The organism is Candidatus Nanosynbacter sp. TM7-053 (assembly GCF_022828375.1).
Lineage (GTDB): Bacteria > Patescibacteriota > Saccharimonadia > Saccharimonadales > Saccharimonadaceae > Nanosynbacter.
The window spans coordinates 76,602-90,233 of the sequence record NZ_JAJQJX010000001.1; the positions used below are offsets into that span (position 1 = coordinate 76,602).

At 42.6% G+C, this 13,632-nt stretch carries 11 protein-coding genes and 3 tRNA genes; 10 read left to right on the top strand and 4 right to left on the bottom strand.

Translation table 11 applies throughout. The features are described from left to right. The first annotated feature begins 22 nt into the window (after window positions 1–22). From trpS to LRM50_RS00545, 8 genes are all read left to right on the top strand, one after another. Window positions 23–1,066, top strand: coding sequence for a tryptophan--tRNA ligase (trpS, locus tag LRM50_RS00510; protein ID WP_243809393.1), 1,044 nt, complete (start codon window positions 23–25; stop codon window positions 1,064–1,066). Between the two features lie 12 nt (window positions 1,067–1,078). Beyond that, window positions 1,079–2,224: an RluA family pseudouridine synthase gene (locus LRM50_RS00515; protein ID WP_243809394.1), complete on the top strand. Its 1,146-nt coding sequence runs from the start codon at window positions 1,079–1,081 to the stop codon at window positions 2,222–2,224. Then, a complete protein-coding gene (locus LRM50_RS00520; RefSeq protein WP_243809398.1) occupies window positions 2,225–3,034 on the top strand; it encodes an AAA family ATPase in 810 nt (269 codons plus the stop codon). 10 nt (window positions 3,035–3,044) lie between these two features. Further along, the gene (locus LRM50_RS00525) at window positions 3,045–3,728 is read left to right on the top strand and encodes a tetratricopeptide repeat protein (RefSeq protein ID WP_129745405.1); all 684 of its coding nucleotides are present in this window, start codon (window positions 3,045–3,047) and stop codon (window positions 3,726–3,728) included. 43 nt (window positions 3,729–3,771) lie between these two features. Continuing rightward, a tRNA-Thr gene (locus LRM50_RS00530) sits at window positions 3,772–3,848 on the top strand. A 6-nt stretch (window positions 3,849–3,854) separates the two neighbouring features. Further along, window positions 3,855–3,939: transfer RNA gene (locus LRM50_RS00535), tRNA-Tyr, on the top strand. Window positions 3,940–4,030: 91 nt separating this feature from the next. Next, window positions 4,031–4,318, top strand: coding sequence for a hypothetical protein (locus LRM50_RS00540; protein ID WP_243809400.1), 288 nt, complete (start codon window positions 4,031–4,033; stop codon window positions 4,316–4,318). 47 nt (window positions 4,319–4,365) lie between these two features. Further along, window positions 4,366–4,441, top strand: a tRNA-Thr gene (locus LRM50_RS00545). Between the two features lie 75 nt (window positions 4,442–4,516). On the opposite strand, the gene LRM50_RS00550 is transcribed toward LRM50_RS00545, so the two are convergent. Together LRM50_RS00550 and LRM50_RS00555 are read right to left on the bottom strand one after the other, a co-directional pair. Beyond that, the gene (locus tag LRM50_RS00550; RefSeq protein WP_243809402.1) at window positions 4,517–7,618 is read right to left on the bottom strand and encodes a type III restriction-modification system endonuclease; all 3,102 of its coding nucleotides are present in this window, start codon (window positions 7,616–7,618) and stop codon (window positions 4,517–4,519) included. Beyond that, window positions 7,618–9,483 (bottom strand): site-specific DNA-methyltransferase, encoded by a 1,866-nt coding sequence (locus LRM50_RS00555; RefSeq protein ID WP_243809404.1) that lies wholly within the window; start codon window positions 9,481–9,483, stop codon window positions 7,618–7,620. Before LRM50_RS00555 ends, LRM50_RS00550 begins: the two co-directional genes overlap by 1 nt. 108 nt (window positions 9,484–9,591) lie before the next feature. Here LRM50_RS00555 and LRM50_RS00560 point away from each other — a divergent pair, with 108 nt between their 5' ends. Both LRM50_RS00560 and rpmG read left to right on the top strand, forming a co-directional pair. Next, complete coding sequence (locus LRM50_RS00560) at window positions 9,592–10,716, top strand: ADP-ribosylglycohydrolase family protein (protein ID WP_243809406.1); 1,125 nt, start codon at window positions 9,592–9,594, stop codon at window positions 10,714–10,716. A 129-nt stretch (window positions 10,717–10,845) separates the two neighbouring features. Continuing rightward, on the top strand, window positions 10,846–11,064 hold the full coding sequence (gene rpmG / locus LRM50_RS00565) for a 50S ribosomal protein L33 (RefSeq protein WP_129632843.1): 219 nt from the start codon (window positions 10,846–10,848) through the stop codon (window positions 11,062–11,064). A gap of 66 nt (window positions 11,065–11,130) precedes the next feature. On the opposite strand, the gene LRM50_RS00570 is transcribed toward rpmG, so the two are convergent. Together LRM50_RS00570 and LRM50_RS00575 are read right to left on the bottom strand one after the other, a co-directional pair. Further along, window positions 11,131–12,333: a glycoside hydrolase family 57 protein gene (locus tag LRM50_RS00570; RefSeq protein ID WP_243809408.1), complete on the bottom strand. Its 1,203-nt coding sequence runs from the start codon at window positions 12,331–12,333 to the stop codon at window positions 11,131–11,133. After that, entirely contained in the window at window positions 12,330–13,532 is a 1,203-nt protein-coding gene (locus LRM50_RS00575; RefSeq protein WP_243809410.1) for a glycosyltransferase family 4 protein, read from the bottom strand. The genes LRM50_RS00570 and LRM50_RS00575 overlap by 4 nt, the downstream gene beginning before the upstream one ends. Between the last annotated feature and the right edge of the window lie 100 nt (window positions 13,533–13,632).

A 13,632-nucleotide genomic window follows, 5' to 3' on the forward strand; every position in this document is an offset into this window, starting at 1 on the left:
GAATAATGTTATAATATATCTAATGAAACCATCAAAACCTGTCATTCTCACTGGCGTGCGCGCCAACAACAACATCCACATAGGTAATTACTTTGGGGCTATTTTGCCGATTATCAACATGGCGAAGCGCCGCTCGGACGAATACGATATCAATCTATTCATCCCAGACCTTCACAGTTTTACGACGCCAATTAACCACAGCAAGTTATATGACAGCATCCTGAACAACGCGCGAGTTTATACCGCCGCTGGATTGCCGCTGGACAACCCTTCCATTCATCTTTACCGCCAAAGTCGTATTTCGGCGCACAGTGAACTGGCGTGGATTCTGGATTGCTTCACTGGATTTGGCGAGATGAGTCGAATGACACAGTTTAAGGACAAGGGAAGTAAAGGCGACGCTTCTGTCGGACTATTTAACTATCCCGTCCTGATGGCTGCCGACATTCTACTTTACGGCGCGACTTACGTGCCAGTTGGTGACGACCAGACCCAACATTTGGAGTTCACGCGTGATATTGCCGAGCGAATGAATCGTAAGTTTGGCGATCTATTTATCGTGCCGAAACCCGTAATTCAGCAACATCAATTCTTCGGAAAAGACCAAGGATTGAGGATTAAAGATCTCGTGAATCCAGCGAAGAAAATGAGCAAATCTGACGAGAGCGGCAAGGGAATTATTTTCCTTTCTGACGATCCAAAATCGGCACATAAGAAAATAATGAGCGCAACAACAGATTCAATTGGCAAGGTTCAATACGACAAGGAAAATCAGCCAGGAATTTCTAATTTGCTAGAGATTTTAACTTTAGTTCGCCAAGACGCTGGCAGGGAAGTTACTCTGGAGCAGACCGCCAACGAGTACTTCGGAATGGATCGTTATGGCGATTTCAAGCGAATCGTGGCTGACGAAGTTGCGGAATTTTTGGAGAATTTCCAGAATCGGCTTGCGGCGGTTGATGAGCAAGCAATTGAAGAGAAGCTGGCTTCCAGTGAAAAAGATATGAATGTCGTCGCTAATGAAACCTTGTACCGTGTTCAAAAAGCTATAGGGCTTCGAAAATAGGGAGCAAATCGCGTGAAAATATTGCCTCGGACAGTGCTGAAAATAGCCAGATTGTACAAATTAGCGGACGACAATACGCCCGTCAAGGCGCTGCGTCGGCTGGAAATTCAAACGGACGAGTCGCACGTTTTTGCGGAATTTATTTTGAATAAGCAGCATTTTGTGCTGCTTTACGGCTCGATTATTGACGAAGAATCTATTGACGATCTATGGATGGAAAAACCAGATAATGCCGAGATTTTGCCGAATCCACTAGACCCAGAATTTATCGAAACGCCGTTCCAGGGAAAATATGTCATGATGTTCAAAATTTCGCCAACCAAAGTGCGCTTGGATATTTATTTATCGACCAAATTCGACACGACAATTTCTCGAAGTCTTTGGCAAAAATATATAAAAGCTGGATACGTTTCGGTCAATAATAAGGTTGTGACGACGCCAAAATTTGAGGTTGATGAAACTGATGAGATTGCGCTTAATTTGCCAGAAAAAGAGCAGGCGGACGTTGATTTGCCGATTTTATATGAGGACGATGATGTGATTGTCGTCAATAAACCAAGTGGGCTATTGACGCACGCGAAGGGCGGACTTTCTGATGAGCCAACGGTTGCGGAAATAATTCGCCCGAAGACTTCGTTTGCGACGGACACGGATCGTCCGGGAATTGTTCATAGGCTTGACCGCGACACTTCAGGGCTGTTGATTATAGCCAAAAACCCAGAATCTGCTGCGCATCTACAGAGGCAATTTGCCGAGCGAACCGCCAAGAAAACCTACATAGCGATAACCGACGGCAAGCCAAAGTTGAATGCCGCAAAAATTGATCTGCCAATTGGTCGCAATCCTTCAGCACCGAGCACTTTTCGTATAGATCCGAACGGTAAACCAGCTCAGACGACTTACCATGTTTTGGCGGAAAATGATACTCAGTCGCTCGTGGAATTGAAGCCGACCACTGGTCGAACTCATCAATTGCGCGTCCATTTGGCTCATTTGAATGCGCCGATTCTTGGCGATCGAGTTTACGGAAAATCTTTAGATTGTCGTATGATGCTGCATGCTCAAAAATTAGAGATAATTTTGCCGTCTGGCGAGAAAAAAGTTTTTGAAGCCGCAGTTCCTGACGAATTCAAGAAATTCTTCCCAGAGGATTTATAGATGTCTGAAGTGATTATATCCGCTCGAGACGCTCAAAAAATCAGCCAGATTTCATCGCAATTGCCTCACGCGCTTTTGGTAATTGCGGATTACGGACTTGACGGACCGGGCGTAGCTCAAATGTTAGTAAAAAATAGCGACGTTTTCCATCTGAAACCGCTTTCAGAAAAGCAAACCATATCTGTTGATCAAATCCGCGAGCTCATCTCTATGCTCCGAACTTACGCCATAAATCGTCGAGTTATTATCATTGATGAAGCCGATTCAATGACCGAGCCGTCGCAAAATGCATTCCTGAAAGCGCTGGAAGAACCGAATAAAAACACCAATTTTATCCTTGTCGCGAAAAACCCGAAGTTGATGCTCGATACTGTTAGATCTCGTTGTCAGACGTTAACGCTTCATAAAACGACATCCGCCCAAGATAAAAAACTGCTTGAAAAGTACAATTTAGACCCCGCCTCCAGTCAGCAAATTCTTTTCCTCGCGGCTGGGCGACCATTGTTGATTAAAGAGTTGGCGGAAAATCCAGAAAAATTCGCCGAATATCGGCAATTAGCCACTGACGCAAAGCAAATTTTAGCCACAAATCGGGAATACGACGCGTTTAAGAATCTCGTCAAATACTTTTCTGACCGCCAAAAAGCGATATTACTAACGGATATTATAGTGAATATGATTCGTTTTCAGGCTTTATCTCACGGGATGAATTCGTCGCTTGAAGAGCAACTTGAAAAAACCACCTCTGTTGCAAGTGCATTAAAATCCAACGCCAACGTCAGGCTGGCGCTGACGCAACTTGTGATATAATAGTATAGATATGTTTGGATTACTCCTCATTCTGATTTTAATGATTTGGGCGATTTTTTATCATCCGTCAATTAAAGAAACTGGCGATCTGCCAACTAAGATTACTAATAAACTTGATCAGTTATGGGAAATTGCCCAGGAATCAATTCGCGAAAATAAATATTTGCGAGCGGAAAAGGCTTTATTGACAATTTTGCGAGTCGACGAGAAAAACGCCACGGCGTACAACCGTTTGGGGATTTTATACGCTAAGCAGCGCGCATACAAAGACGCTATCGAGTGTTTTGAGATTGCTCAGAGTTTGGAGCCGAGCGCTTCCAGCCTTCATAACGTCGGCTTAATTTACTACGAAACAGAGAATTACGAAAAGGCATCGCTAGCATTCGAGCAAGCACTAGAGATGGAAGATGATTTGGCGGCACGCTACATCGCCTACGCTAAGGTTCAGGAAAAGATAGGAAATACGAAGAAAGTTATCAATGCGCTGGAAAAAGCTGTCGAGCTAGAGCCGATTCCTCAGACGTTGAAGATTTTAGCGGAAGCATATGACAATGCCGGACAGACTGAGTTGGCTGAAGAATTACGTAAGAAAGCTACAAAAATGCTAACTCCGACGACGTCATCAAAGAAAGCCGACGCGCCACGCCCACGCCAGCAGCGCAAAATACATCAACCACGAAAAATAGTTATGTAAACTCTTGTCACAGAGAGAAAAAATTGATAAAATAAATTCAGTTGCCGCTTTAGCTCAGTTGGCTAGAGCAACGGTTTTGTAAACCGTAGGTCCTCGGTTCGAGCCCGAGAAGCGGCTCCACATCACGCTGGAATCGTGTAGTGGCAATCACAGGAGACTGTAAATCTCCCGCCGTAAGGCTTCGTAGGTTCGAGTCCTACTTCCAGCACCAAGTTTGAATCATCGTCGCCTTTTGGGGCGACTTTTTGATAGCGTAAAGTAGTAATATTGACTTTTATAAGCATATGTGCTATTATATGGGTATGTTTGAATTTACAAAATCTATTCTGACATTATGGAATAGCGAAAAAAACCAACGATTGAAATTACAATACGCTTATATTATGCTGGCTATAATTGGGCTAGCTGCGGCGGGATTATTGACATTATTTAACGCCTCATCAGCACACCTGGCGGCATCAGCGTCAGGAATATTGTTCGTTACTTTTCTAGTCAATAGCATAGCGTGGGGAATAATAGAAGCGTTTGTCACGCCAAAACTACCAAAAGAAGCCGGCACGCCAGCCAAAAAGTCCACTCGTAAAAAATAGCCCGGTTGATTAAACATGGCTTAATATGCTAAAATTAAGCCTGTTACGCCGCGATAGCTCAGTTGGTAGAGCGCATCCATGGTAAGGATGAGGTCTCGGGTTCAAGCCCCGATCGTGGCTCCATATGAAATACGGATTCGCAGAGATGCGGATCTTTTTTATATCATATAGCTCAAGCCACGGAAGGATTACAAAGTCTTAGTAGCTTACTAACTCCAGCAACTTTTCGTATGAGTTACAAACTCCATAAATACGGTCGCCATTGCTAATCTTTTCGAAGTGCTTTCTGGCGCACTCAATCTTAGCTTTTTCAATACCTTTCACACCGACATCAAGTTGTCCTTCGCTCACGCCCTTAGTTTCCGCCACAAAGTAAATGTGCTTTACTCCAGCTTCGTCCTTAAACGCAATTGCCCAGTCTGGATTGTAATTGCCCATTGGAGTATTTATGTAGAATCTCTTTGGAAGTTTCACGTAAACTTCTACTGCATCGCTCTTTTCAAGTTCCCTCGCAAAGTTCTTTTCAACTTCAGAATCGTAGCGCAATTTGTCATATAGATGATGATCGGGAGTATCTATGAGGTTGTAGCCATATTCACCGGTAATACTTTCATTGATGAAAATTTCTCCACTGTCCCATTTCTCGTTTAGTTTGTCATATTCAATATGTTTAACTACTGTCGAGGCTTTTTGGTCGTTTATAAGCTGAATCGCATTGTGAATAAATTCCTCGGGATTTATTTTAAATAAACTAAATACAATGGGTTCAATTCTAGATAAAATATTTGCTATGGTCTTACGCGTGAGACTCGTACCGCCGTCGTCATGAGACTTAGAAAGCTCGGAGACAATATCATACTTAACCGTACTATTCGCAATTTCAGAAACAGCGATTGGCATACCGATTTTATTTTTATACATCTCTAATTTATCTTTACCGGCAGTCTTTAATAGACCTTCGGTAATAATAACCTCTGTCTTTGTCACGCGCATATTCCTATTAAGAGAATCCACGCACCTCTCTATAAGCTCATCATCGTCAAACTCCACGGTATAATAAGTCTTTTCATTAATACTGTCCCACAGCTCCTTAAATTTCTTAGAGGCGAACTTTTCTTTATCAAGTTCAAGTTTCTCGCTATTGCGATTATTAGTCACAAGCCGCCCGCGCTTTGAATCGTAAACAGAAGATAGGATGTTATTAATGTTCTCTGCAAACGGAGCGTACAGCTCGCCAACGGCTTCGCGAACTTTTTGAACCTTCTGTTCATCATTTAATGAATGATATGCATCCGTCAACTGCTTTGAAACCTTGTCAACAAGTCCAGTATTAACCAGTCCCATGTATATATCCGCAGCAGCAGAGTCGTCGAGTGTAATGGTCTTTTCGCCACTAGCATCCTGTATTATCTTTCCATTAAATAGTGAGGCAGACGCATCCTTTGGACGCCTTGCAATAATTTCATTAAACTCAGACTGAAGACTATTCGCAAAACTCTCATAACTTTCATTCGCAATGACAGTAAGTACGTTCGTATCATGGACGAGATTTTCACCGAGAATCTCCGCATCTTGACGAATACCGTTTTGGTCCACGCACAATCGAAGTCCACGACCAATTTCCTGACGTTTCTTAATTTCGGCATCAGAATCACGAAGTGTACAAATCTGGAAGACGTTTGGATTGTCCCATCCTTCGCGCAGGGCAGAGTGAGAAAAGATGAATCGCACCGGCTCTTTCAAGTCCAGCAGCTGCTCCTTGTTCTTCATAATAAGATCGTACGCCGAAACATCATCAGAGCCGTTACCCTCGCGCCCCTCTTTACTGTTGATGGCGTGTCCCTTCTTATCGATAGAGAAGTAGCCGGAATGTATTTCAGACGGGGTAAATTTTTCTAAGTATTTACGAAAATCTGCATTTTCTTCGAATTGAAGCTGCTGGTTCAGGTAAATATCTATAGCTTTTGTGAATTCCTCTTCGAATATCTTCGCGTAGGAACCTTTATGTTCGCCATTTTCATCATAATATTTATACTTGGCAACCTCATCGATGAAGAATAGAGAAAGGACTTTAATTCCTCTCTTGAAGAGCTTTTGCTCGGTCTCCAGATGAGACATAATAGTTTCACGTATTTGAATGCGACGCAAATCCTCAGCATTAGTTTCGCCAATGACTTCACCCTCATAAATACGAAGCCCATTCTTAAAGTCTACATACCTGTCGCCCTCTCTGGCGTTTATTTCCGTAATTAAATATCCATCATGATACGCCTCCAATTCGCCTGAATGCTTGTAGATATCATCGCCCCAGCTAAGAGTCTTCGTTTTACGGCGTATTCCAGTACCCGTTTTTGAATCAAACTCAAATATAGCCGTAACGGTTGGTTTTTTATTCGGATAAGTATTAATTTTTTGGATATAAATATACCCGTTAGTCGCAGTGCCGCCCTTAACTGTAATACCCTTAACTGTAATTTTCTTCACGAGCTGCTTTTGGTAAGCATCGACGGCGTCCAGACGGTAAACTTTATTAAAATCTTCACGATGGGTCGCGGAATAGTTTAAGAAAAACAACGGATTAAAATTGGAGATGGAAGAGCGGGTGATGTTCGCTTTTTTACTTGTACCAATAACGCTTTGCGGCTCGTCAATAATCACAATTGGTTTTGTGGCGGCAATCACGTCAATCGGACGACGAGACCGAAAACTATCAAGCTTCATCGTAATACGCTTAGCGTCGGCTCCACGGGCATTAAAAGCCTGCGTGTTAATAATCATGACGTTAATATTTGGATCGCCAGAAAATTGCTCCAGCTCGCTCAGCTTGGAGGAATTGTAAACAAAGAAACGAATCTTCTTACCATAATCTTCAGCAAAATGATCCGCAGTTGTCTGAAAAGTCTTATAAACACCCTCGCGAATCGCAATACTCGGCACCACAACAATAAACTTGCTCCAGCCGTATTGTTTATTCAATTCATACATCGTTTTAATGTACGTATAAGTTTTACCAGTACCAGTTTCCATCTCAATGGTAAATACTGGTCTGTTATTAAGGCGCTCGATTTTTGCATTACGGGGAATATTCTGCAGCCCCTGAACTTCATGTAGGTTCTTAATCAGCTGTGCGTCTTGTAGGGAAATGTCCTCATTACCAAAGCCATACATGTCAATAAAGCTTATGCTGTCACCCTGATCCGCCAGGAATCGATGCTCGGATTTTATTTGCCCGGTAAAAATATCACAGGTCGCCTTAACGGCATCTTCTTGGAATTTTTGGTGCTTGAATCTTAGCTTCATTAGATTACCTTAACTCTCGTGTCAGGGCTAATAATACGGAAGTGCTCAGACAGGTTAATTTTTTCAGCAGAATCCTTAAATGACGAATCCTTAAACGCCGCCGTCAGAGGATTTAATTTGGCAATTTCCTTAACAGTTTCTTCTGGAACTTCATCATCAAAGCAGGCAATAAGACCCGTATTTTCATCCAAGTAGCCATACATATAAACCGTATTCTCACCAATTTTACGCGTTTCAAGTTTAAGGTCAAACGGCAGGGCAGAGGTATAAATTACGCCGAATAATAAGTCCAGCGGCGTGCGGTCTTTTTTAACATTATCAATCATGTCAAACATGTCACTCTGATCAATTTCACCCAGTGGCTTACGAATGTTTTCATTATTATTACTGCCGTCAACGCGGAATACACGGAATCCAGTGTCAATGTCCGCTTCTGGATGCTCAGACTTAATTTTCTCCCCAGCACGACGCAGACGCTCAGCAGTAATCTGGTCAATGGTGTCGTATCCAGCTTTTCTGGCTTCTGACTTTTCATCAGTTTTTTCATCAAGCTGCACACAAATGTACTGACGCTTTCCACCGTCTTCAGCATTTAAATCCATGACAGCATGACCAGTAGTTCCGGAGCCGGAGAAGAAGTCTAAGACGATTGAATTATCGTTCGCCGATCTATTTGCGCAAAATTTTACAAGCTCAATTGGCTTTGGATTACTGAAGATATTCTTCGCTTCAGGAAAAAGTGAGTTTACTAAAATTGTACCCTTCGAATTTTGGTAGTCTTCGAGCCATAGTTTATCTTTTTGATATTTGTTTTGATCTTCTTCTTCAACGTAATAGTGTTTGATCCAGGCTTTTCCATTCTTGATTAATATGTCTTTTTTATCGGTATCAAATTTCTTTTTACTCCACATCCAACAGCCTTCCTTATTTTGGTGTTTCGCCGGCAAGATTTTCTCCGTATATTCTAGCGGCTCATCATAAGTAATGCCGCCATCTTTTAATAGATAAATTGGATACCATAAGTTAGGTCGAGCTTCACGTGTTCCGTGAGGTCCATTATCCTGCAAAGGAACTATATAGTATTGCCCCCTCTCGTCAGAATGCGGATATTTCTTTTGTCCAATAATCTTTTGCGTAAATTTACCACAACCCTTGTTTTTGAAAAATATAACCAGATAGTCATTTATCTTCTGCATCTCACTATCTCCTTTGGTTGTAGCTGAGCCACGTGTTTTTCTAGGAGCGGTTCCGCCAAAATTATCTTCACCAAACACTAATTCTCCGAGCTTATATAAATTATTGAGTTCATTATCGTCAATAGACATAAAGATTATTCCGTCGTCACACAAAAGACTTCTCGCCAGCTTAAGTCTCGGGTACATCATCGACAGCCAGTCTGAATGGAATCTGCCGTTTGCCTTTGAATTTTCTGCGTACTTGTCTTCGGAAACAATTACATTGCCATCAGAATCCGTAGAATCGTCCTCAAAGTCAGCTTTTTTAACCGTAAAGTTGTCGTGATACACAAAGTCATGACCAGTGTTATACGGAGGATCGATGTAAATCATTTTTATTTTACCGAGGTAGGATTCTTGGAGAAGTTTCAGCGCGTCAAGGTTATCTCCAACGATTAGCATGTTCTTTGTATTGTCAAAATCTTTGGAAGCTTCCAAGTCTGGGCGGAGAATTTTATTAATTGGCGCGCCAGCCTCAATAATGGACTTTCGTTTACCAACCCAAGTGAAGTCGTACGACTCATCCTTATCTTCCAGCTTATCCAGCGCTTTACTCAACGACTCAAAGAATTCGCGACTGCTTTTCCAGTCTACGCGGTTCAAGTCGATCTTTTCGACGTTATCATTCATAAGATTTCCTCCACGGTTTGTTATAAATATCCTTACCGTAATTATACTATAAAACGACCGCTAAAAACTGAGCTAATGATATAATCTTAACAAAGTTAGGAGGGTGTTATGATGAAACAATCGATAGAGCAGAGAATTGATAAAGTACGCGGGTCAATGCTGGGCGGGGCAATTGGCGATGCGCTCGGCTATCAAATAGAGTTTGAGCGTGACATAGTACCGAGGTCAACGACTCGATTTACAGATGGGATTGGTGTGATTTCAGACGATACGCAGATGACGCTATTTACAGCTTGCGGACTTTTATGGCGAGCTACGCGACTTCAAACGCGTGGCATAGCGCCGCTTCCGTCGGAGGCGATATATTTGGCATATTTGGATTGGCTTGATACGCAACAAAAAGCTGGACAGGTCGAGCACACGCCAGTAGCTTGGATAAAAAATATTCCAGAGTTAAACGCCGTGCGAAGTCCAGGAATGACATGCCTTGGTTCACTTTCCTCAGGGGAGATGGGAACGTTAGAAGGCGGTCTCAATGGCAGTAAAGGCTGCGGTGGAGTTATGCGAATTGCGCCGATTGCCCTGTATTGCGAAGAAGACGTTGTTGGTGAAATTTCCGCCAAATCTTGCGCGCTGACTCACGGACATCCTCTGGCAATTCTTTCTGCGTATGCGCTGGGATATATAATTTATTACGCACTGGACGGAAAATCGATAGAAGAAGCCGTGCAAATCGCAATCCAGAAAATGAACGACTGGACTACCGAGAAAGTTTACGGAGATCAAGATCCTTTTGAGATTGGTTGTGATAGCGAAAAAGCTGAGCTAACCAAACTGTTTAATAACGCCGTTCGCTTAGCCAAATCTGACGTTGAAGATCAAGAAGCCCTTTATCAACTCGGAGAGGGTTGGGTCGCTGAAGAGTCGGTTGCAATTGCTATTTATTGCTCGATCAAGTACCACGACGATTTTGAGGAGGCGATCATTGCGGCGGCAAATCACGACGGGGATTCGGACTCGACAGCAGCAATAACTGGAAATATTGTTGGAGCGAGGGTTGGCTATAAAAATATACCGGATTATTACAAAGATAATATTGAACTCAAGGACGTAATATTGGAGCTTTCAGATGATATGGCAAAAAATATGCCGCTCAAAAAGATTGACGACAGACACCTTGAGCCGACAGACGAATGGCTGAATAAATATTTATACTTGGAAAAGAAAGATTAGAGTCCGACGCGCCTTATTGATTGGCGAAGTAGGCATAAAAATTAGCAAAATCTGATATGGTACTAGCATTTTCACTTCACCCATGCTATAATTAACCAAGACGTTTTATAAAATCTAACGAGTAAAGAGATGGCAAAGAAGAATACGAAACGAAAGCTGATTGGTTTGGTGAGTAACTTGAGCAACCACCGAACTTACTATACTACCGTTAACACCCAGAACCGCACTACAAAAGGTCAGGGTAAATTGACACTACGTAAGTACGACCCAATTGCAAAGCAACACGCTACTTACACCGAGACTAAGAAGAACCTTGGTCGTAACGAAGTTAAAGCTCGTAAAAGCTAATTTAACAGGATTATACAGAAACTCCCTCGCATTAAGAGGGAGTTTTTATTTGGCAAGAATGTCTGACTATTTCCTCAATCGAGATTTCATATCACGAATAGTATTCATATAGTAAAGAAAAGCGTCGTATGGCGAATCATACGGGCTGAAATAGGCGTGGACATCACCGTCGGTAAAATTCTTCGTTCCCATGTAATAGAAGTGGTCTGAGGTTTGCAATTTTCGCCAATCGCTAATTAGACCTTCGTCTTTACTATCCAAAACCTCATCTTCAAGCTTATAGACATATCGCAGAGCTTCTTTCTGCAGGCTGTTTCCGCTCCAAGCAGTCAAATCTCGCTCGGCGTCCGCCCACGTTACAGGCGACGGCATACTTATTTCACCGGCAGGCGCATTCGCGTCTAGTGCTTCGCTAACGGTATAGAAAGTATTGCCATCAACACTCAGCCATTTATCAACAAAGTTCTCAAAGAAGCCGAAAATCCCAGATTCCGCCCATTGATGTTCGCCGAAAGTCTCATAGTCCATAAACAAGTTAAGCAGCGGCGCGTAACGGACAGAATCTTCCACCCACGTATTAAACTTATCCGCAGTCAGCGGCCATTCATTCCATTTTCGATCGCTAAACCTAAACGCCAAATCATCGCTCAATCGATAATTCTTAAGCAGTAATCCAATTTTCTTCGTGCCTCTCGGGCGATATACATAATTCGGACTGCGCCAATTTAGAATCGGATCCCAACCTTCAGCTAGCACGCCCTTAAAGCCGTCCTGTTCAGCCCATTTCGCCAAGTCATCACTATACGCCAATTCTGTATTTGCCAAAACTCGCGTTTCCGCGCCAAAAATCTCGCGAATCTTCCAGCGGTGAAGCTCAACTTGACGCTCGAACTCTTTACGCGAATAGAAAAACGCCAGACTGTGATGATACGGACTTGATAATATTTCTACTTGACCAGTCTTTACCAAGCGCTTAAAGCTCTCCAAAACTTCAGGATTAAACCTTTCGGCTTGCTCTAAAAACGTTCCACTAAAACTCAGTGAAATCTTAAAATTAGGATATTTTTTCAATATTTTTTCAAGCAAAGCATTCATCGGCAAATACGACTTTTCTGCAACTTTTTGGAATATTTTTTGATTGTCCTGGTCTGGATTTTGACCGCCAGAGAAATAATTATGCTTCCAAGCCACGTCAAATATACTATATTCGCGTATTCGCCATGGTTGGTGTACGTGTAGATATAAAACTATTCCTTTATTTTTATTCATACCAGCGCTCCTTTGTACAGTTTCAGACATTTTCTAGCGGCGTCCTGCCAAGAAATTTTCGCGTATTCATTCTTAACGTTTTTCTTCAAAGATTTCTGTAGGGCAGGCGATTCAGCGATATTAACAATTTCATCCGCCAATTTGTTCACATCCCAATAGTCAAACCGCATAATATTATTCAAAACCTCACCAACGCCAGATTGACGACTAATAAGTAACGCCGTGTCATGATGTGCCGCCTCCAAGGCGGTCAAGCCAAATGGCTCAGAAACCGAGCTCATCACAAAGACATCAATCAAATAGTAGCTGTCTCGCCACTGTTTTCCGCGCACAAATCCCGTAAAAATCATCTTATCACTAATCCCTAAATCTGCCGCTAGTTCAATCAATTCATCTCTTTGCTCACCATTTCCAGATAAAACAAAAACAATCTTCTCATATTTTTCAAGCGCCTTCGCTGCAGCTCGCACAAAATACGTCAAACCCTTCTGAACCGTGAGCCGTGTCAACGCGCCAACAACCGTATAGCCATCCTTTTTCAGCTCCTCCAAATATCTGTAAGTGCTGGCGTCATACTCATGCGGCGGCAAATCAGCCAAATCAATCGCGTTATAAACCACCTCAATTTTCTCTGGTGGAATGTGATAATTCTTAACAATTATCTCCTTCGTGATTTCACTAACGGCGATTATCCGATCAGCCATCAACAAGCCTTGTTGCTCAATTTCGTGAACCAGAGGATTACCGGACTGCTCGCCAGAACGGTCAAATTCCGTCGCGTGAACATGCACAATTAGCGGCGCGCCCGTCATTTCTTTAGCAATTATTCCAGCTTCCATCGTCAACCAATCATGCGCGTGAATCGCGTCGGGCTGATGATTTTTCACAAACTTCCGAACATATTTGCCATAACGCCTTTGTACAGCACGCATCGGCGAAAGACCATATTCATCCTTAGCGTTTTCGCGATCTTCCTCTGAACCGTTATTATACGCACCCAAATCGTGATAATTCGGCGGCAAAGGAGTAGCTGAATAGATATTCATATAGTCAATTCCGGGATGCTTGGCGGTGTAGGGGATAATAAAGTCAATATCAACGCCCTCCGAAGCAAGCGCCTTCGACATCTGATAGCAAGCAACGCCAAGTCCGCCACTATTGTGCGGAGGAAGTTCCCACCCAAGCATTAAAATTTTCATCTCTGAGTTAATTGTAGAACTACGCTTATGTTTTTTCAAGGGATTTTGGTATCTTTTTCACGAGTTTTTTATTTTTCACAATTTTAACATTTGCGACAAA

What these genes read in the sequence shown, in the direction of transcription:
- LRM50_RS00550 (WP_243809402.1), bottom strand. Translation starts at nt 7,618, where the DNA reads ATGAAGCTAAGATTCAAGCACCAAAAATTCCAAGAAGATGCCGTTAAG.
- LRM50_RS00520 (WP_243809398.1), top strand. Translation starts at nt 2,225, where the DNA reads ATGTCTGAAGTGATTATATCCGCTCGAGACGCTCAAAAAATCAGCCAG.
- LRM50_RS00575 (WP_243809410.1), bottom strand. Translation starts at nt 13,532, where the DNA reads ATGAAAATTTTAATGCTTGGGTGGGAACTTCCTCCGCACAATAGTGGC.
- rpmG (WP_129632843.1), top strand. Translation starts at nt 10,846, where the DNA reads ATGGCAAAGAAGAATACGAAACGAAAGCTGATTGGTTTGGTGAGTAAC.
- trpS (WP_243809393.1), top strand. Translation starts at nt 23, where the DNA reads ATGAAACCATCAAAACCTGTCATTCTCACTGGCGTGCGCGCCAACAAC.
- LRM50_RS00560 (WP_243809406.1), top strand. Translation starts at nt 9,592, where the DNA reads ATGATGAAACAATCGATAGAGCAGAGAATTGATAAAGTACGCGGGTCA.
- LRM50_RS00540 (WP_243809400.1), top strand. Translation starts at nt 4,031, where the DNA reads ATGTTTGAATTTACAAAATCTATTCTGACATTATGGAATAGCGAAAAA.
- LRM50_RS00525 (WP_129745405.1), top strand. Translation starts at nt 3,045, where the DNA reads ATGTTTGGATTACTCCTCATTCTGATTTTAATGATTTGGGCGATTTTT.
- LRM50_RS00570 (WP_243809408.1), bottom strand. Translation starts at nt 12,333, where the DNA reads ATGAATAAAAATAAAGGAATAGTTTTATATCTACACGTACACCAACCA.
- LRM50_RS00555 (WP_243809404.1), bottom strand. Translation starts at nt 9,483, where the DNA reads ATGAATGATAACGTCGAAAAGATCGACTTGAACCGCGTAGACTGGAAA.